At 63.1% G+C, this 18,135-nt stretch carries 19 protein-coding genes; 7 read left to right on the top strand and 12 right to left on the bottom strand.

Translation table 11 applies throughout. The features are described 5' to 3' along the window. Window positions 1–56 precede the first annotated feature (56 nt). From G3W89_RS29995 to G3W89_RS29980, 4 genes are all read right to left on the bottom strand, one after another. Window positions 57–779 (bottom strand): hypothetical protein, encoded by a 723-nt coding sequence (locus tag G3W89_RS29995; RefSeq protein WP_068674066.1) that lies wholly within the window; start codon window positions 777–779, stop codon window positions 57–59. A gap of 128 nt (window positions 780–907) precedes the next feature. Further along, the gene (locus tag G3W89_RS29990) at window positions 908–1,282 is read right to left on the bottom strand and encodes a hypothetical protein (protein ID WP_068674064.1); all 375 of its coding nucleotides are present in this window, start codon (window positions 1,280–1,282) and stop codon (window positions 908–910) included. A 506-nt stretch (window positions 1,283–1,788) separates the two neighbouring features. Continuing rightward, complete coding sequence (locus G3W89_RS29985) at window positions 1,789–2,265, bottom strand: hypothetical protein (RefSeq protein ID WP_068674062.1); 477 nt, start codon at window positions 2,263–2,265, stop codon at window positions 1,789–1,791. A 217-nt stretch (window positions 2,266–2,482) separates the two neighbouring features. After that, a complete protein-coding gene (locus G3W89_RS29980; RefSeq protein WP_068674060.1) occupies window positions 2,483–2,962 on the bottom strand; it encodes a DUF4262 domain-containing protein in 480 nt (159 codons plus the stop codon). 122 nt (window positions 2,963–3,084) lie between these two features. On the opposite strand from G3W89_RS29980, the gene G3W89_RS29975 reads away from it, so the two are divergent. From G3W89_RS29975 to G3W89_RS29970, 3 genes are all read left to right on the top strand, one after another. Then, on the top strand, window positions 3,085–4,404 hold the full coding sequence (locus G3W89_RS29975) for a replication-associated recombination protein A (protein WP_068674058.1): 1,320 nt from the start codon (window positions 3,085–3,087) through the stop codon (window positions 4,402–4,404). Between the two features lie 351 nt (window positions 4,405–4,755). After that, window positions 4,756–4,887: a hypothetical protein gene (locus G3W89_RS33540; RefSeq protein ID WP_269475015.1), complete on the top strand. Its 132-nt coding sequence runs from the start codon at window positions 4,756–4,758 to the stop codon at window positions 4,885–4,887. 63 nt (window positions 4,888–4,950) lie between these two features. Further along, entirely contained in the window at window positions 4,951–5,436 is a 486-nt protein-coding gene (locus G3W89_RS29970; protein ID WP_068674055.1) for a hypothetical protein, read from the top strand. A gap of 1,188 nt (window positions 5,437–6,624) precedes the next feature. On the opposite strand, the gene G3W89_RS29965 is transcribed toward G3W89_RS29970, so the two are convergent. Continuing rightward, entirely contained in the window at window positions 6,625–7,383 is a 759-nt protein-coding gene (locus G3W89_RS29965) for a Crp/Fnr family transcriptional regulator (RefSeq protein WP_068674523.1), read from the bottom strand. Window positions 7,384–8,752: 1,369 nt separating this feature from the next. On the opposite strand from G3W89_RS29965, the gene G3W89_RS29960 reads away from it, so the two are divergent. Both G3W89_RS29960 and G3W89_RS29955 read left to right on the top strand, forming a co-directional pair. Continuing rightward, the gene (locus G3W89_RS29960; protein WP_162577720.1) at window positions 8,753–9,346 is read left to right on the top strand and encodes a hypothetical protein; all 594 of its coding nucleotides are present in this window, start codon (window positions 8,753–8,755) and stop codon (window positions 9,344–9,346) included. 109 nt (window positions 9,347–9,455) lie between these two features. Continuing rightward, window positions 9,456–9,863, top strand: coding sequence for a hypothetical protein (locus G3W89_RS29955; RefSeq protein WP_068674047.1), 408 nt, complete (start codon window positions 9,456–9,458; stop codon window positions 9,861–9,863). Between the two features lie 97 nt (window positions 9,864–9,960). Here the strand turns inward: G3W89_RS29955 and G3W89_RS33440 are convergent, their stop codons facing one another. Both G3W89_RS33440 and G3W89_RS29945 read right to left on the bottom strand, forming a co-directional pair. Next, the gene (locus tag G3W89_RS33440; protein WP_162570918.1) at window positions 9,961–10,176 is read right to left on the bottom strand and encodes a hypothetical protein; all 216 of its coding nucleotides are present in this window, start codon (window positions 10,174–10,176) and stop codon (window positions 9,961–9,963) included. Between the two features lie 88 nt (window positions 10,177–10,264). Continuing rightward, entirely contained in the window at window positions 10,265–10,939 is a 675-nt protein-coding gene (locus G3W89_RS29945) for a YkgJ family cysteine cluster protein (RefSeq protein WP_162487216.1), read from the bottom strand. Between the two features lie 86 nt (window positions 10,940–11,025). On the opposite strand from G3W89_RS29945, the gene G3W89_RS29940 reads away from it, so the two are divergent. Next, window positions 11,026–11,580, top strand: a complete 555-nt coding sequence (locus tag G3W89_RS29940) for a hypothetical protein (protein ID WP_068674044.1) — start codon at window positions 11,026–11,028, stop codon at window positions 11,578–11,580. A gap of 39 nt (window positions 11,581–11,619) precedes the next feature. Here G3W89_RS29940 and G3W89_RS29935 read toward each other — a convergent pair whose 3' ends face one another. Next, a complete protein-coding gene (locus tag G3W89_RS29935; RefSeq protein WP_068674041.1) occupies window positions 11,620–12,423 on the bottom strand; it encodes a TatD family hydrolase in 804 nt (267 codons plus the stop codon). A 210-nt stretch (window positions 12,424–12,633) separates the two neighbouring features. On the opposite strand from G3W89_RS29935, the gene G3W89_RS29930 reads away from it, so the two are divergent. Then, complete coding sequence (locus tag G3W89_RS29930) at window positions 12,634–13,272, top strand: hypothetical protein (protein ID WP_162570919.1); 639 nt, start codon at window positions 12,634–12,636, stop codon at window positions 13,270–13,272. Between the two features lie 75 nt (window positions 13,273–13,347). Here G3W89_RS29930 and G3W89_RS29925 read toward each other — a convergent pair whose 3' ends face one another. From G3W89_RS29925 to G3W89_RS29910, 4 genes are all read right to left on the bottom strand, one after another. After that, window positions 13,348–13,782 carry a hypothetical protein gene (locus G3W89_RS29925; RefSeq protein ID WP_162577719.1) on the bottom strand — a complete coding sequence of 145 codons (435 nt, stop codon included), beginning with the start codon at window positions 13,780–13,782 and terminating at the stop codon, window positions 13,348–13,350. 762 nt (window positions 13,783–14,544) lie between these two features. Further along, on the bottom strand, window positions 14,545–14,871 hold the full coding sequence (locus tag G3W89_RS29920; protein ID WP_146039562.1) for a hypothetical protein: 327 nt from the start codon (window positions 14,869–14,871) through the stop codon (window positions 14,545–14,547). Window positions 14,872–14,957: 86 nt separating this feature from the next. Beyond that, entirely contained in the window at window positions 14,958–15,758 is an 801-nt protein-coding gene (locus G3W89_RS29915) for a hypothetical protein (RefSeq protein ID WP_162570920.1), read from the bottom strand. 145 nt (window positions 15,759–15,903) lie between these two features. After that, complete coding sequence (locus tag G3W89_RS29910) at window positions 15,904–18,006, bottom strand: hypothetical protein (RefSeq protein WP_162570921.1); 2,103 nt, start codon at window positions 18,004–18,006, stop codon at window positions 15,904–15,906. Between the last annotated feature and the right edge of the window lie 129 nt (window positions 18,007–18,135).

Below are 18,135 nucleotides of genomic sequence, written 5' to 3'. Positions count from 1 at the left end.
GCGGGAAAAAGCTCCCAGGGCATTGCCGAGGGAGCTAGAAGGAGGGGAGGTTGAAATCAGTCTTGGCTGGAGGGCTTCTTGGCAGCCGGCTTGAACTCCGGATTGCTGCCGGTCTCGACGCGGACTGTGGTGTCCAGCGAGGGGACTTCGAAGTACATGCGAACACCGCCTGTCGTATGCATGCAGGAACCCGCGTGCAGCTTGATGCCCAGCTTCTTGGTTCCAGCGCTCGCCAAGGCGTCCGCCCAGCGGTTGCGGTCTTTGTAGTCGACCGGGCAGGGGTTGCGCTTGTACGCCTTCACGGCTTCTTTGGTCATCACGTCGATTACATCGACGGCCGACACAGGGGCTTGTTGCTTGGCCAGGTAGCGCACGCCCTGCACAACAAGGGGTCGATGCTTCTCGGTCGCATCGCGTATCGTTGACTTCACCGCATCCAGGTGCCGGCTTGCATTTTCGCCTGCCCATTTCGAGAGGGCGCCATACGAGGATGCCGCGGTCAGGTGCAGGTCGAACTCGCTCTTGCCATCAACCGGCTTGTGCGCGTACTGCACCGGAAAGTGCAACGGTCGCTCGAAGCGCGTGCGGTCGGTCAGGATGACTTCGACGGGAACGTCACCGTCGGGGTCCTCTTCGTACTTGACTTCGATGAGGCCCCGCACGATGGCGTACAGGTCCTCCATCTCCTTCGGGTCCACGGGAGCAAAGCCGCCATCGGACTTCTTCTTGGTCTTGAGGAATGCGTCAATGCGCCGCAACAGGGTGGCTTTCGTGGTCATGTGTGTCTTTGTCTTGAGGGGGTCTTCCTCGTCTAGGCAACGGCTGACGCCCGAGCTGGGACGGTCCGCAAAGGCGAGAAGAAATCCCCCGCTGCGGCTCGCGCAGGCAGGGGACCGGAAATCAAGCGCTAGCCGATTTCAATGAACTCGGGCTCGTCCGAGGGTGAGGCTTTGGGGGCAGTCGAGAGCGCCGCGCGAATACGGGTGCCTGCGTTGTGCGCGCCGTTCGCCATGGCTTGGTGGATTTGCTTGCCGAACTCCGTGGCGAACTTGCTCCTCGCGACGCCTCCGTACTCCAGCGCAACCTGGTCACAGAGCGCCCCGGCTTCTTCAAGCACAGCGTCACGGGCAAGGACAGGCGACGGCGGCAGCTCCTCGCGCGGCACAAGGAGTGTGTCCTTATCCTTCTCGTCGCCAGTTACGTCAAACAAGGTGCGGTAGCTCACCGCGGCCGGCGGCGCTTCGCAGGGGTCGGGCAGGTTGGTCCAGGAGTTGATGGTCATGCTTCAGGTCCTTTGTGGTCAATGGTCTGATTCGTCTAGCGATGCCTGATGCGCGCCGCCCGTGCCTAGCAGTCCCGTATAGGCCTGATAGGGCCAAAGCTAGGGGCTCCCGGCAAGAAGAAACCCCCGCCGGATAGCGGGGGCTTGGAATCAGCCTAGGCCGTAGCCTTCAGTTCGCATGAAGCACTCCTTGGTTGGTTGCAGGGCAGGTGGCGCGGATTCATGCGAATCCGTCACCGTCGTGCAGCTTGCGCATCGAGACCTCCTTAATATGCAGTTGAGCCCGTGAAGGGGCGATGGAGTTGGGTTTGGCCTAGCAGCCGCTGCCGCCGCCGTTTTGCTTGCGCATGGTCACCTCCTTGGGTTGCTTGATGCGACGTATAGCGATGGCGACGTGCGATTTACCTGCTCCCGGGCCACTGGTGCGTACCCGGTAGCCCAAAAGAATAGCCGCCCGGGGAAGGGCGGCTTCAGAATGGAAGTGGCGTCGTCGGAGGTCGGAGATTTCAGTCCCGAAGGCGCTCCATGTCCTGGTGATGCCGGTATTCCGCGATGAGCCAGAGCAGGCCGCACACCAGCAGGGTCGATAGGGCTGGGAGCAAGCCCAGTTCCAGCGTCGGGGCCGCGCCTACCCCATCGATATGGCTGCCCACGACGAAGACCAGCATCACAGGCGCGATGAGGCGCATCGTCGGCTGATACAGCAAGCCCCGCGACAACGAGGGAAGGGCAATGATGCAGCCCACGAACGTTCCGATGGCCATTGAGACAACAGTCAGCCGGAAGTTGACTGAACCTGCGTAGAGCAAGAAGCCAGCGCAAGCCAGCAGAGCTGGGTACAGCGCGCGGCGTGCTGTACGCACGAGCGGGACGGAGCTGAAGGCGCAACGCCGCATTTGAGCCAGCGCCACGTACTCGCCAAGAAAGGCGATGCCCGCAAAGGCCAGTGCAAGAAGGAGCAGAGAGGGAGCGGTGAGTGTCATTTCGTCATTTCGAGTGGTCCTGCACCGTATAACCGTCTGCTCGACTTTGCCGCGTTGCAGGTGCGCCGAAATGGGCTCCGAAGGGCTATTGCCGCTCAGCCGCAGGGGAATGGCCGAAGGCTTGCCTTACGTCGGGCGGTCCTGCGCGACCAGCACGCGAAAAGGAAAGACCGCCGGGCGTGCCGACGGTCTGAAGTACTGAATCGATAGACTTGGCTCAGTGCACGGCTCGCCGGATGTGCTGATGCTGTTTCCAGCCTTCTTCACACTCCGGCTCCCACGGAAAGTGGCCCTTACGGTCAGGCAGCGCCACCTGGCTGAAGCTGGCCTGACCGCGACTGCGATGAATCGCCCGTCCGACCATGTCGCTCACCTGCTCGGGCGCCACCGGCACCAAGTGAAAGGGCATGGGCCATCTGCCGAGCGTGTGCTTGCCGATTTGTCGTGTCGCGTCGACCGGTTCCTCTTGCTGCCAACGTGCGATGTCGTTCAGCAGCTGGTGGCCGTACTCGAGGGGAAGCCCCATCACGATGAGTTCAGAAAGCCCTCGCTGGTGAAGACCGATGGTGTACGAGAAGAACGGGCCGGGATGCTCCTCTGTCGGGAAGACGCCCTGGACCATCCAGCCTGCACGTGCAATCAGCTCTTCAGCGTGCGGGTCGAGGAAGTCGGGGATATTTTTGATTTCTTCAGGCATTGTTGATTCCATTCGTTGTCCTAGCCTCCCTGTAGCACCCAAGATGCTCGGGATGGTACTGCCGTGGCGACCATGCAGCTATAGGTGGGCGCCGGAGATAACCAGCATGCGCTACAAGTTGGATGTCGGACCTCTTCTCCACCGCCCCAACTCCTCCCCTTGCGGAGCTGCTTCGCCCGACTTGTTTGGATGACGTCGTGGGTCAGCAGCACCTCGTGGGGCAGGGCAAGCCCTTGCGCCTGGCCTTCGAGGCCCGAACCCTGCACTCCTTCATCCTTTGGGGTCCCCCAGGTGTCGGCAAGACGACTTTAGCGCGCCTGACTGCCCGGGTCATGGACTGCGAGTTCATTGCGCTGTCAGCGGTCATGGCCGGCGTGAAGGAGATTCGCGCGGCGGTCGAGCGTGCTGAGCAGGCCTTGAATCACCGTGGCCGCAAGACCATCCTTTTCATCGACGAGATTCATCGCTTCAACAAGGCCCAGCAAGACGCACTCCTCCCATTCGTCGAGGCAGGAACCTTCGTTTTCTTGGGAGCCACGACTGAGAACCCATCTTTTGAGGTCAATTCCGCTCTGCTCTCCCGTGCGCACGTCTACGTTTTGCAGTCCCTGAGCGACGACGAGCTGGCGGCGCTGTTCAAGCGCGCGCAGCCCTCCCTCGGAGGCCTCGAGTTCGACGATGGCGCGCTCGCTGCTGCCATCGGCTTCGCTGACGGGGATGCCCGCCGCTTCCTCAATTTGCTAGAGCAGCTCAGCACCGCGGCAAAGGCCGCCAGGGTGACCAAAGTCACAGAACCATTCGTGCGCGAGGCCTCCCCGGCAGCGCTGCGCCGGTTCGACAAGTTCGGCGATGACCTGTACGACACCGTGTCGGCGCTTCACAAGTCCATCCGGGGCTCAAGCCCCAATGCCGCGCTCTATTGGCTGGCACGCATGCTGGACGGCGGCGCTGACGCGCGCTATGTGGCACGACGCCTTGTTCGCATGGCAAGCGAGGAGGTTGGCAACGCAGACCCTCGGGCTCTGCAACTAGCCCTGAACGCTGCTGAATCCTACGAGCGCCTCGGCTCGCCCGAGGGCGACTTGGCCCTCGCACAGGCGGCCGTGTACATCGCGATGGCGCCGAAGTCGAACGCTGTGTACAAGGCTTGGAACCGTGCCAGGGCGTTCGTGCGAACGGATTCGAATAGGCCTGTCCCCATGCACCTGCGCAATGCGCCCACAGAGCTGATGGCGCAGCTTGGTCACAACAAGGGCTATCGGTACGCGCACGACGAGCCGGACGCCTACGCGGCAGGGGAGAACTACTTTCCGGAAGGCCTACCGGAGATGGACTGGTACCAGCCGGTCTCCCGTGGGCTCGAGGGCAAGATTGGGGAGAAGCTCCAGCACCTCCGCGGGCTCGATGCCGCTGTCCGAACCACACCTCGCGACCCGAAATAGAAACATGATGCTGATATTTCTATCACTATCCTGATAGCCTCACTGCATGAGCAATCCGGTTCCAACCGACCTGAATCGCGAGATTTCCCATCGGCTCCTGGCAGCGATGACGGCGCATCCTTGTCTGAAGACCCAGTTAGCGCTGTTGGAGCACTCAGGCGTCCCCCAGGCGACCATCAGCAAGATTTCGCGAGGCAAGCTCAAGGTCCCCGTCGGCACCTTGCTGACCCTTGCCGAATCGCTCGGCGTTCCTATGCCAGCCCTACAGCCCTTGGACGCTGGGTCGGTAAGCGCGGGGGCGACATCCTCGGTGGAGCAGTCAAGCCTCAGGACCTCGAACGACTTTCGCCCGTGCACAGGGCCTTCATCGACACGGCGCTCCACGTCGCCCTTCGTGGCGGCGTTTCCGAGGTGGAATGCCTGGACCACATGCGCGAATGGGCCGGGCGGCTCGAGCAGGCAGCAACGCACTACGAGGGGTAGGCCGCCTACAGCTTGAACGCTCGAAGTTCCCGTACGATGCCCCGTTCCAAAGGAGTTTCCGAGATGGAGAACGAAGACGACGACCCGGTGGGCGCAGGCATCGATGACCCCGCGTGCCTTGAGGGGCTCACCGAAATGGCGGTGGATTCAGGCTTGGCCCGCGCTGGTGACAAGCTCGACAAGAACTTCCTCGAGTTTGCGATGGACGTGGCAGGCCTTTGCGCAGCCATTGGGGACGCCTACGCGGACGACAAGTCAGGCCTGAGTGCGGGCGACCGCATCCGCGAGCAGTTGTGCTGCGGCGTGCCACGCAGTGCGTACCCGTCCTTCCGCACAGACGGTTCACAGGCGCGCGGACCTGTCTCGCGCTTTACCGAGTTCGCAACACAGCGCGGGCTCATCCGGCCTGGCGACAAGCTCGACCAGAACGTGGTCGACTTCGCGACCCGCGTGGTGGACGCTGCCGCCTCCCTAGGCGACCCGTTTGGCGACAGCGAGGCTGGCGGCAATGCTGGCGAGCACATCCGGGCGGAGTTGTACGAGGGCTAGGTACCCCCCCCTCGGAGCTCGCGCCGTCTTAGCCCGCTTCGAAGAAGAAGGGGCCACGGCAAGCCCGCTGCCCAACTCCAGCCGACGGGGGCAGCCCCTCATTGATGATTTCGGAGGACGCGTGGCCAGGGCTCCGAGGCAGCCTGGTCCAAGGCTCAGTGGTGCTCCGGCGAATAGCTCGGACTTCTTACGTTCGGAGGCACCGACCAACTTCCATGGGGCCTGTCGGCAGCTCCGTGTTTCCAGCCGCCTGCTCTGCGAAGAGCCTTGTGCAAGGCAGCGGTCTCGCCTTCTGCGAACAGCACGAGCACCGTAAACGGTGCGCTGCGACCGTAGCACTGCAGGGGCATGGCTGGTTGCGCAGCTTTATAGATGCCGTCATCGCCTCGAGCCTGGAGGTTGAGCGCCCGGCAGAGGTCGATTGGTGCACCGGTCCGAACCCAGGCCGCCGGGAACCCGGGCCTGACCGTGCGCCACTCCGCCTGGCGACCGAACGCTCTCGGGGGGCTTGGCACCGCGGTGAGAAAGCTCGGCGAGAGGTGGGTGAGAGCGTATGGCCAGCGGCCTTCCTTCAGCGCATAGAGCACCGACGCGCGGGTGAGATGGTTCGCTTGGCTCATCAGCCCGGCGGCCTCAGCGTTGACGCCGTTCGCAGGCTCGGCGGCCTGGGCGATGAGTGCGGCGCCCAGCAAGACCGTGGCTGCGAGCGAGCGGAGGCGGGGGTGCGGCGACATTGGGGCAGCCAAGCGGGTTTGGATGCTCCGTGTAGCGAGAGCGCAGCTCCCCCTGGGCAGAACTGCAGGAGGTGCCGCGGTATGGCAGGAGCCAGGCGGGCGCCCCGGGGCTTCCGAGCGGCTTTCAGACTAGAGCGCGCGTTTGCCAGTCCAGAGTCGTCTCGTGGTCGAGGAGGCCTCGCCGCTGTACGAAGGAACGGTGCAAACGCGCTGGCTTTGGACAGGGGAGTGCTTCCGCCGTCGAAAAGCTGACGGAGCTCCCGCAGCGCGCCGACACAGGCGAGCTACGGTTCGTCGCAATGCGCCTGCTGCGGCCGTTGAACGACGTTGCGGCCGGCGGGACAACTGCGCAGCGGCACGAGGCTCTCAGGACCCTGCGTGAGAACTCAGCCGGCGTGCGGGGTCACTGAAATTTGCCTTCTGGCATGCCGCAGGACGCCGCGGCGAACGCCGCCTATCTCTTTTTCCGCGCGATGGCGAACGTCTCTTCGTCGAAAAGGTCGGGGAAGAAGGTCGTCACGGTGGGCTCCACCTTCGGAAGCGATTCCTGAATGGGCAGCGTTCGAAAGTCGGTCGCAGCGAAGTCCGGCGGCACGTGGACACCCTCGGCGTCCTTGGTGACAAGGCCCCGCCCCTCCAGGTCCCGGATGGTCTTGTTCACCTGCTCGCGGGACAGTCCGGAGTACGAAGCAATCACCGACTGCGTAATGCGTTTGTCGTAGCCGCCTGATGCCGTTGGCGCGAGCTGCGTCAGCTCGTGAAGGATGCGACTTACCAACTTCTCCGACGACTGAGATGCGATGCGGCGCAGTTGCGCACGCAGAACGACCAACCGCTTGCGGGCAAGCTCGAACAGACCCAGCGATATCTCCGGGTACTTCAGACACAGCTCCTTCATGGCCACTATCGGGACCACGTATGCCGTTGTCGGCAAGGCAGCTACCAACGAGGCGTCTGCATGGTACGAGGGCTCCATGAGCGTTGGGCCCATGAAAAAGTCGTCCTGACGAACGAACTCCGTGGTCACCCCCTCCTCGCCGCCCGACGGCACCACCACCCTGGCCAGCCCCGAGGCAATGCAATAGATGTAGCTGGTCTTCTCATCGAAGGCAACGATGACTTCGTTGCGCTTGAACGTACGAAGCTCAGACTTCTTCACGAGAGCGGCCCGTTCGCTCTGCGGAATGCCTGCGATGAGCGGGTGGAGATACATCAACGCCTTTCGGTGGGGAAAATCGAACGCAACGGACCTTAAATCGTTCACTAGCCGTGAATGCTCGAGGGGACTTCTCCTTGTCTGAATCGGCAAAAGCAATGCCCTGGTTCCGCACTGAGGCGAAAACACATGGCGGGCCAGGGGCGGGCCACAGTCTACCAACGATGATTTTCCGCTGCATGACAGGGATTTCCCGTCAGCGAACCTCCACAAGACTTGGCGCAGGCCCTGCGCCTTCTCTCAGCCTATGGTCGGCTTGATGAGCCAACCACCGCCGGACGCGCGCTCATCGGTGAGCCTCGCGTGACGGGGAGGCCCTTCGCACCGCTTTCATTCGGCGCGCGCCAGGCAGTCCCGCATTTTCTCATCAGAAGCAAGGCGGAGGCAGGCTGCCACCGACTGCTTCGTGACGGAACCACGGTTCTGCGGCAGATTTTTGGGCCGCGAAGCGACCGTTCGCGGCGGCTGAACACGCTGAGATGGAGCTACTGGCGGGAGGCCGACCGGCTGCGACGAAGCAGCGGGGGTCGCGGCCGCCGTCGGCGCAACGGGGGCGCTTCGGTCCAGAAGACCCAAACTGAGGACGAGGTAGCCGATGTAGCCGAGCACACCCAGCGCGCCTAGGACAAGCCCGGGGAGCCCCTTGCCACGGCCGCCGCTGGCGGCGGAAGGGGCTGGCGGAGGCGGTGCCGCTGGAGGAAGTGCCGAGGCACGCGCTGCTTTCACCTCGCGCTTCGTTTTGAGAAGCGTCCGCATCGACAGCCAGTACAGCACGGCGACCGCGAGGACATCCAGCACCATGTACGCAGGGTGCCCCATCACAACGCCGACACCCGCCGCCAAGACCGCCGCGACGGTAGTCCACCAGACGCTTCGGGTCGTGCTCGCTACCACGAAGACTGCGACGGCTGGGACGAGCGCGATGAGAAGGACTAGAGCAGACATAGGCAGTTGGTCCGAAAAAGTCCAAAGTCGGCCATTCTGCCCACATCCTGGCCTTCGTGCGCTCCGCTTCAAAGCGCCTGCGGCGCAAATTCGGAAGTGCGTCACACCGCAGATAGCCGCCTTCACGCTTCTCGGCCACACGACACGCCCCTCGTGCCATGAGACGTGGTCATGCGCGACCAAGGCAGAGGGGCGCTCCCTCATCCCGCGTCCGTCCTCTCGCGTAGTCACGCGCCGAACGCGATTTCGGATTACGCCTCGCTCGCTATACCGCTCAGGACAACTACTTTTTAGGAGGGCAGCCGTGCCTATCGTTCGTGAGTTCATCTATAAGGAATGGGATGAGGTTGGAATCATGGGTCTCGAGCCGACCTGGTTTGAGAACGCCAATCCGGCCAGCGGCCTGGCGTGCGCGCACGACATGCTGGAGCACTTCGCGACCCAGACCTCCCCGGTCGAAGGGGAGTGCGAGGCACTCGGCTCCGTTCTGCTGCTGCGCCTGGAGAACGGCTGGGCCATGCGGCACTCTTACGGCCGAGACAACGCTGCGGACCTGGCGCTGAACATCGAGGGGATGCTGCGCGATTGCGTCAACGACGACCTCGAGCTTCCGAAGCTCATCCCCAGCAGAAAGCTGGACTTCTACACCGAGGACTCCATCGTCCGCGGCGTGGCGACCGCCTTTGGCAACTTGGATGAAATCCTTGCCGACACTTCGCTCAGCGAGGAGGAGGTTGCCGAGTACAAGTCACCGACGGTGCAGGCCGCATTCGTCGCCTGGATTCGTCGCGGCTATCGCCGCGCCATGAAACGCTTCTCTGAGTGCGACGGCTACACCGTCGGCATGGTCCTCTTCGAGAAAATCGCGAAGGCTGCTGACAGCCTCATCCGTTCAGAAAGTCTCTGGGAAGGCGCCCGGGTGCGGATTTCCGCTCATCTGCGTCGCTGCGAGGCTGTCATCAAGGTCTTCGACCCCGACACGCGCCGCTGGGTCGACGCAGAACTCTACTGCTAAAAACTGCTTCTTTCGAGCCGCTGGCCTCACAGGTCGGCGGCTTTCCCATTTTAAAGCCCGCCATCGTGCGGCCTGGCTATACACACGTAGAACCCAACCAAAGGACAACATGACAGTTACGAACGTGCAGGAAGTACAAGCCAAGTTCCTGGCCGATGTGGCCAAGAACGGTATCGTCCACACGCTGCAATGGATTGGCACCTGGTACGACCAGGTTGCGGAAGCCGCGGCAGCCGACGAGTTGAAGAACGCGCTTGGCGAATTTGCCGACGATGCAGAAGCTCGCGAGTTGGCGCTGCTCGACCGCCTCCTGCCAGAAGCAGAAGGCATCTCGAACTACAACTCATCCGCCGGACACAACCTGCTCCGCGAAGCGAACATCGCGGCCCGTGCCCGGCTGGTGAACCGACACATGTTCGGCAACACCGGGCCCTCGGGCCGCCGGATGCGATGGGACCAGGTGCGTGAGCGCCTGCAAGCGGAGAAATTCGCCGCTCAAGCGCAGGCAGGCAAGTGATGCCAGAGCAGTCGCAAACTTCGACCCAGCCGCTTTTCGAATATTCGAAGACCTACCCGCCGCGCAACCGAAACCTGCCGGCCCCGGGGCCAGCGGACTACCCGCGCCTTCCTCCGAACAGCGCCTTGAGGACCCCCCAAAGGCTGAAAGTCGTTCGCGAGTAGATTCGGTTGTAGGCGGCCTTCTTTGGGTTGATGAGCCAGCCCCATCCTCGGGGAGCCTTCAGGCCCAGGCTGTGCCGCACGAAGCGTTTGGGCGACGTACGCGCGCCAATCATCTTGCGTACCGAGGGCTTTCGCATCCCAAACTTCACTGGCGGCTCCTTAAGTCATATCTGGGCGAGGTGGCCGTCCGCTCGGTCAGCCGTGCTCATTGCGTATCGACCGAGGCCTTGCGTAGGACTACGAAGCAGGAAAGAAGTCCCGGAGGTCTGCAATCGTCTCGCCGCCGCTTGCTTGCGCGTACACCAACTGAAACTCGCGCGTGTCCACCAAGGGAACTGGAACGGTCACTCCTGGAATCAGGACGCAGAGCCTATCGGATTCATCCAACGAGAGGTGCATCCGGCAGGCAAAAGGGCGGTTGGCGTAGATGCTGCAGCGGTTGTTCCTGAGGAACGTACACGGACGGTGATAGCCATACTCTGTCGACATCTCCTTGCTGGCAGATACGCGCTTCGGCTTGCGACCAATCGCCTCCCCAATGAGGGAGGCCTCTGTTTCGGACACCGACACCGGGATGTGGCAACAATGCGCGCAGCTACCGGCGGCGCAAGCGGTGATTGGCATCAAGGCCTGCCCGAACTTTGTTGCCAAGTCGCGCAGCTTCGTCATGCGAGCTTTTCGCGAAAGGGACGGCCGCAGCACCTCATTCAGCACGCGCTGAATCTCGGCCTCGAAAGCCTTCAGGCGGGCGCGCATCTCAGCCACCTTGCCCTCGGCAACGGCCTGTGCATGCGGCAGGATTCGAATGATGTGTTCGGGAACATCGGCTGCGACGTGCTCGACCATCTCGCGACTGTCGGACGTGAGCATCGCGCGGACTTCGGCAAAGTCGTCGTCGGAGAACTGGGGCACGTGAGGCATTCCGTATTATCCCTCGTTGGACGACGGCCGCATCGCGATGGCTACACGGCGTAGGTCATCAACACGAAGGAATGCCAATGGCACATGGAATTGCAGTATCCCTGGGCACCCCGCCGCTTAACCGCTTTCGCGAAGGTTCACAGCTGTTCCGGCTGCACCCGTCGCTGGGAGAATACGAAGACATCAAGAATATCGTAACCGTCGCGGTGACGGGAGCAGCTGTCGACCACGGCCATCCCGAAACGACCGTCTTCTTCACCGACGAGCAAGGCGATGCTGGCCACTACCTCGGCCTCGGCTTTGCAGAAGCGCTACCGCGCGAACACCGCATTGTGGGCAAGCACGACGTCTACGCCGCCCTGCGCAACCTGCGCTACCTCCCCGTCGGCGCTGACCGCCTCCCAGAGCTGCGCACAAAGGGGCACGAGCTTGCGCTCGCCTTTGCGACCAGCAGCAGCTACCTCGACCCCGAGGACTACGCTGCCAACAACTGGGGCATGTTTGCCGCCAAGTACCTCGTCGAGAACGAGGGCTTGGAGGACCTTCCGCCGGTTGCGAACAAGGTCGACTGGGCTGCAATCGACACCCGTGAGGCGCAAGAGCGCCAAGCGCGTGACGTCCTTTACATCTGAGTAAAAAACTCATTTCTTGACCCCGGCAGCAAGCTGGGGTCATCTCATTTCTGGACGAGTCGTCTTGAGGGAGAACAGGCGCCCCGAGTTCTCGGTGCAGCGTCGCGCCACCTCCTCGAGGGGCAGGCCCTTGAGCAACGCGACCTCGTGCGCCACCCACCGGAGGTTGGCGGGCTCGTTGTACGTGCGTCGGCGTTTGAGGTTCTTCGGGCTGAGGTAGGGCGCATCCGTTTCCAGGTGAAGGCGCTCCAGCGGGATGCCCTTCACCGCCTCGCGCAGGGCGCCACCACGGTTAAGGTCAGTCACCCAGCCTGTGATGCCGATGTCGAGCCCCATGGCGAGAAAGGCCAGCGCTTCGTCATATGTCCCCGTGAAGCAGTGCACGACCCCGCGCACGGCACCCACGCCTGGCTCGGTGACCAGGGCGTGGAACTCCTCGAACGCGTCCCTGCAGTGCAAGAAGAGCGGCTTCTTGAACGCAGCCGCGGCGCGCAGCTGCGCTGAGAAGGCCTTGCGCTGGTTCTCCCGGGAGGAGAAGTTCCGGTTGTAGTCAAGGCCACACTCTCCTATGGCGACGACCTCTGGGCTTTCCCACAAGAGTGCAAAACGCTCGAGGTCCGAAGGGCTCCAGTTGTCTGCAGAATGAGGGTGCACGCCGGCGGTTGCAAACACGAAGCCGCGCTCCGCACGTGCGAGGTGCAGCGCTTGCACGCTGGACTTATGGGAAGTGCCTGTAGCCATCACTGAGACCAAGCCCGCCTCCCTGGCCCGAGCGAGGATGTCCGAGGTGTGGCCGGCGAGCTGGCTGGTGTGGAAGTTGACTCCGATGTCGATGAGGTCCATGGTGTCGATTTCTGAGCGGATGTGAGCTGTGTAGCGTCGTGGATTTGCTTCCGGATAGCCGGCTGATGCTTATGGGGTGTTAACTAAAACGGATGTAGCCCATAGTACCTAAAGCTGACCTTGATAAGATTCATTCTCTCGTCCCCCTCGCTGAGGGGAACCCAAAGCCCGCGCAGCTCGTGCCGCGACGCGCACCGCGCGACCCAACACATGTCCGCAACACCTGCAACCCTCGTCATCGACAAGGCCTTTTCGGCCTATCTCGCATACAGCACCGCTCCGACGGAGGCGGCGCTGTTGGAACTGCTGGCCGAGCTGAAGATGCTCGACGAGACCCTGGCTCTCACCGCGAATCGCAATACCTTTCTGGCGTTCCCAGAGTATCAAGCCCTAAACGCGCTTCTGGACCACGCCAGGTATGTCGGGGATGCGCGCAACGTCATCAGACTGCGCTCGCTGCTCGGCACGCCGCTTGAGTCAGAGATTGGCCAAGCTTGCCTGGTATCGAGGACCGATTGCCACGCGGCGCTGCTGAATGTCGGGGCGGCGCACCGGATATGCGCGAAGCGGGCGGTGTTTAAGGCATTTCGTCAGTGGGGGCCCGTCCTGGACATCCATCCCGCGGTCCTGAACTGCATGGTGAAGGCCTTTGAGCTCCTACGTGCCACGGGGCTGAAGGGGGAGGGCACTGCCTTTCAGGTCTTCGAGGAAACCTACGACTACCAGGCCGAACACGATTTGCCGCACCTTGTACCTGGTGTCGTCGCCTGCAAGGAGTCGGAAGAGCAGAAGCTGCTCGGGCTGATGACGAACCTTTATCTGGCGGAGACGTCGCTCGCAGGCGCCTGACGCGGCCTAAAGCGTTTCTCATTTCATGCAATGTTTCTCGTTCTGGACAAACCGAACGAGAGCCGAAAGACGGGCTTAAGCGCCTTCGAAATCAACCAGTAGACGGGCGGCAAGGGCGCGCAGAACTCCGATATCTTGCGCCGCTTCCATTGCGGCTGTCGAACCATCCGCCGGAATGTCCATCCATTGCGCAGCGCGAATCAATGCGGCACGCTCCGATGTGGCCAGGGTCACCCGGCTGAGCTGGACGCGGTCCACCGCGTCCTCGACGATGGCACGCGCGTAGTCGCGCATCCAGCCCTTGGAGACAGCCAAAGCGTCGACCAGGCCATCAACAGCGGCAGATACGCTCCCCTGCACCGGCCTGTTTGGCGGCGTCTGGCGGCCGGCAGCGAGGTCGCCCAGGTCGAGAATCGCGCGGCCAACCGACACCAGGTAGTCGGCCTTGTTTTCACCCACTGCGCGAGCGAAGCACACGAGGATGTCCAGGTCACTGACGGCCGGCGTCACAGCCGGTGCAGAACGCAGTTCGACCCCGGAGGCCCTGCCTCCGGCGCCGGTGTTCTCTCCTTGCGCCGTCATCGCTGGTTGGCCAGGCCAAGGGCTGGCGCGTCCGTGGTTTGGGGGTTTCCGGACCGCGCCGCGACGCGCTCGGCCTTGCGTTCAGCGAAGGGTCTGCGCGTGCGACTTGGCAGCGGTGGCCAGGCAAGGACCCGCATTTCGACTCCGGCGAACTTGTTGCCAGGGGAGGACTCGAAAATGTCGGGCTGCGATTGGTGGTTCATGAGGGCGGTTCCTGAGGTGATTGGGGCTTGGGCTAGCCCCCGCTATGCAGTTCCGCACAGGCTCGCCGCTGCAGGGAGGCCGCTTCCACGACTTCCTCGTGCCGGGAGGCCTCCTTCATGAGCAGGTAGTCCCGTACGTATAGCTGCCGATGCGACGCAATCACCGAATCGCGTATCTGGCGCGCCCAGCTGCTCCGCTGCACGAGGTCGAGGGCGTCAGTGCAGTACTTCGATTCCGCCAAGGGCGAACAGGCCGAAAGCGCTTCCCCGAAAACGGCTCCTACCCCGACGGACAAGAGCACTCCCACCGGGAGGAAAACCAGGGCCGACGGCGGCGCTTCGTAGCCGTTCCAAGGAATTGCCAGCAGCCCAGCCGCAAACACGAGCCCCAGTGCGTGGCTCGCGAACATAAGTAGCGAGAATAGCTTCTCCCGACTAGCTGCCACCTTGTCCGAGGGCAGTTGGTGTACTGCCATAAGCAGTCGTGTCAGTTCGCACGGCATTCGCGGTCCTCTCGTTTGGTTTTGTTCGCTGCAACCGCGGCCGCTGCAATGGTTCCCGCAACGTCCGCCCACACTTCACGGGTGCGGTCGCTGATGTCGTTCCAGGTCAACGGTTTCCCGAAGGGCGGGGAGACTTCCTGCATGCGCTCGAACGCCAGCCTACCGAAGCAGGCCAGCTCGCCTTGCCTGCCCGTTGAAGCTCGAATCGGCGCGAGTGCATGCCTCGGTTGCACAGCCGCATCCGGGCGGCCCTCCGCGGCTTTCTCTCGCAGGCGGCGCTCATGGAACGGGTCGGTGCCCTGCAGCTGCATAGACGCCAACTTCTCGGGCGACCAGGTTGCGACGGTCGCTTGAGCGCGAGCGACCTGCTCGGCAAGCGAGGAGGGCCGGGCTCCCATCAGCTTTCCTCCTGGCGCAGCTGAAGTTGCTCCCAGACTAGGTCGACGAGGGCATCGTTTAGCTTGTACCGGCCGGTGCCCCGCCACTCCAGGCCGCGCTGCCCGGTCGCGAACTCTCCCATGACCTGCTCGCCAAGGTAGAGCTTTGCGGGGTCCCCGTCACCCGTATGCAAGCGCAGCGTCACAACGCCGTAGTCGTTTGGCTCGTTGTAGTAGACGCCATCGCTGTTGCCCTCCACCTCGAACAGGTCGAGCACAGCACGGATGGTGGGCCTGTCGAATTCTCGAGCTGCGACAGCATCTCCACTGGGCTCTCCAACAGCGGTCGATTCCGCTTCCTCGCCCTCGTGTTGGCCACGCGAAGGCGGGGTTCTGTTCCTAAAGGCGTCAACTGCCGCGTCGAGCTCGTCGCTTGCGATGCAAGTACCAGCGCCGGCGGCCGGTTGCAGGCCTTCAAACTTGAACGCAGGGCCAGCGGCCGTCTCTTCGACCCTCACCCGCTTGCGCAGCTGGACGTAGCGCAGCGCATTATCCTGAAGGCCTCGGGACGGGTACGGTGCGGCTCGCGCCAAGTCACCGCAAACGTCGCACTGCATCCGTTGCCAGCCTAGAGCATCGAGGGCATCCCAGTCGACAGGCTCCTCCTGCGGCGCCTTCGTCTTCGCGGCCAGGGCCTTGAAAAGGGCGTCCGCGAAGGCGAGGGTGTCCGACCAGGGTTCGGTGGACCCTGAAGTCGTCTTTCGCCGTAGCGCGATGACTTCTTCGGGCGTGAGGATGGGATAGGCAGGGGATTGGCTCATAGGCGCCTGGGGAGAGGAGAAAGGCGGGAGCTGTCCCGCGGGCTTCGGCGTTCATTATAGAGCCTTTTAGATGCACTATCAACACCGTCACTGCACATCTAAAGCACAAAAAGCGCCCAAGGGCGCCTTTTTGGAATGTCGCTGTTTAGGCGGCGACGGCGGCCTCCGAACGCTTCCGCGGCCTTCCCACATGCGGGCGGTTCACGAAGTGTCGCTGGATGTGCAGCCCGTCGGCGGCGCCGAACACCTTGACCTTCTCGCTGTCGAAATCGGCAACAGCCGCTGCCGGGACGTAGAGCTTCGGGGTGTTGCCAGTGTGGGTTGTCACCATGTGGGGCCCGCACGCATTCAGCCTGGCCAATCGACGGCTGGGCATCAGAGGATGCGGGACCAGCTCGAATCGCGCCCCTGGCACGAAGCCGTAGTCTGCGAGCCATGCGCCCTGAACCTGAATGCGGCTTTCACCTGGCGGGAGGTCGTACAGCGACGTGTTCTTGCCAGAAGGTGCGTGGAGGGGCACCGTCAGACCGCCTATGGAAGCCGTGGGGGCCTTGGAGCCTTGGACGGCGGCGCCCTCGTGCCTGGAAACAAAGCGCTGAATTCTCAGGGAACCGAGCGGGATGCGTTGTGCCTTCTTGCACTGCCGGCCCAACTCGCTGTCAGGGGTGGTGAGCAAGATTCCGTCGCGCGTCACAATCGCCCGGACAACTTCCGTACTCGCCACGTCGAACAGCGTGGTGCCCACGAATTGACGGGGCATGTCGGACCTTGTTTGGTCGTAGGGGCGCAGCGTCTTCGACGACGTCTCATTCCCGCGCCGAATCATCGTGACGTTGGTGTATCGCGTGAAGGCCAGCGGGTCATTGAGCTCGATGCCTGCGAGCTTCCAGATGAGGCCGGCGAGGATGGCTAGGCGGTTGCCTGTGGCATCCGTTACCTTGCAGTCCTTCCACGCAAGAACAACAGCGTCAGCGGTCGGATACGGCGCGCTGACGAGGTCAACGACGTCATCATCTACGCGAGGGTTGCGCTCGAGCCGGGTAGGCTCGAGACCTCGGGCGAGCTTACGCGCGTCTTCTTCGGTCGTGAGGATGACGTAGCCTGGGCCTTGAACCAGCGCGTGCTTCGCCGGCGTGACTTCAGGGCTCAGTCCAACGTGGTTGACCACAAAGCCTCCTTCCGAGGTGACGGAAAACATGCCGCCGCGGTTGCCGGCCCAGATGAGTGCTCTGCCTTCAAAGGTAGCGATATTGAGGCCTTGGCGGGGTTCGAGCCCGGCCGCACGGAGCGTCCGCATTGGCACTCGCAGGGACGTGCACCCCTGCGAATCGGCCCGCAGGACCACTGCCTCGGGCTTGGCAAGCCTTGGCCAGCTGGCGAGGGCCGGGTACATCAGGCGCACACCGCCGACCGCAACGCTGCCCCGCGACCAACCGTGAGGCGGTTCCTCGCTATCCTCAGCTGGCGTAAACGGTCCAGCGTCGGCAGCCGCCTTCGTTGCCACTGGCACGTTGTCTGCGGCCTCGCGCGCCTCTAGCCCGAAGTCGGAGAGCGGCCGTGACATGCCTACCAAGGCAACGGCACCGTCCATTGCAATCATCCGCACGGCGTCGCCCTCGACGGACGCGGCCCCGATGGGTCCAATTCGGAAGTAGGGATAGGCCTTGCCGCCCGCGGAAGGCCGGTAGGTCAACCGACCGTTGGCGCGCTGCTCCTCCACGCGTTCGATGAGGAGGCCGTCGGCATGGCGGGTGATGCGCGTCGGCGACTGGGGTCCGAACCCGGCGACTTCCCACAGCTTGCCGGAGACCGTCAGGTGCTTGCGCTCTCCGTGCGTCTTGAGCAGGATGTGCCAGGCAAGCCCGCGGCGAGAAGGCACAGGTGCCTTGCTCGTCGCCAGTTCCTGCTTGTTCGGTAGGGGGAGGGTCGGAACGGACTTGAAGTCGGCGACGCCCCGCCGGCTTGGCATCAACAGGAGGTACCCCTTACCAATCAGCAGCAGCGACTGCTCTTGCAGTCCGGCAGGCAGGCGAGAACTGGTCAGACGCACACCAAGCCTGGGCGAGACGGCTACGGAATCGCCGCAAAGAGCCTCCGGGCCGCCGGCCGTGACAAGCGCGATGTCCTGGAACGAGGTGACAAACACCTCGCGCACGTGGGCCATGCTGGCGGCTGCCAGCGCCGCGTTGGGAATGAGCAATTGTCTGTAGCCGGCAGGCTGCACGACCTTGGGCACGTGCTGCAGCAAGGGCGCGGTGAGCTCGGGGCAGGTCGGAGAGGCGGGATAGGGGACAGCGCGCACAGGCTTGCTTTCTGGATTGACCGTTGGAAAGCAGGATTGTAGGGTCTTTTAGATGCATTAGCAATACCGCCACTG

Source organism: Variovorax sp. PBL-H6 (assembly GCF_901827155.1).
Lineage (GTDB): Bacteria > Pseudomonadota > Gammaproteobacteria > Burkholderiales > Burkholderiaceae_C > Variovorax.
The sequence above is the reverse complement of the archived record's forward strand: the minus strand, read 5'-3'. Positions and strand labels throughout refer to the sequence as shown.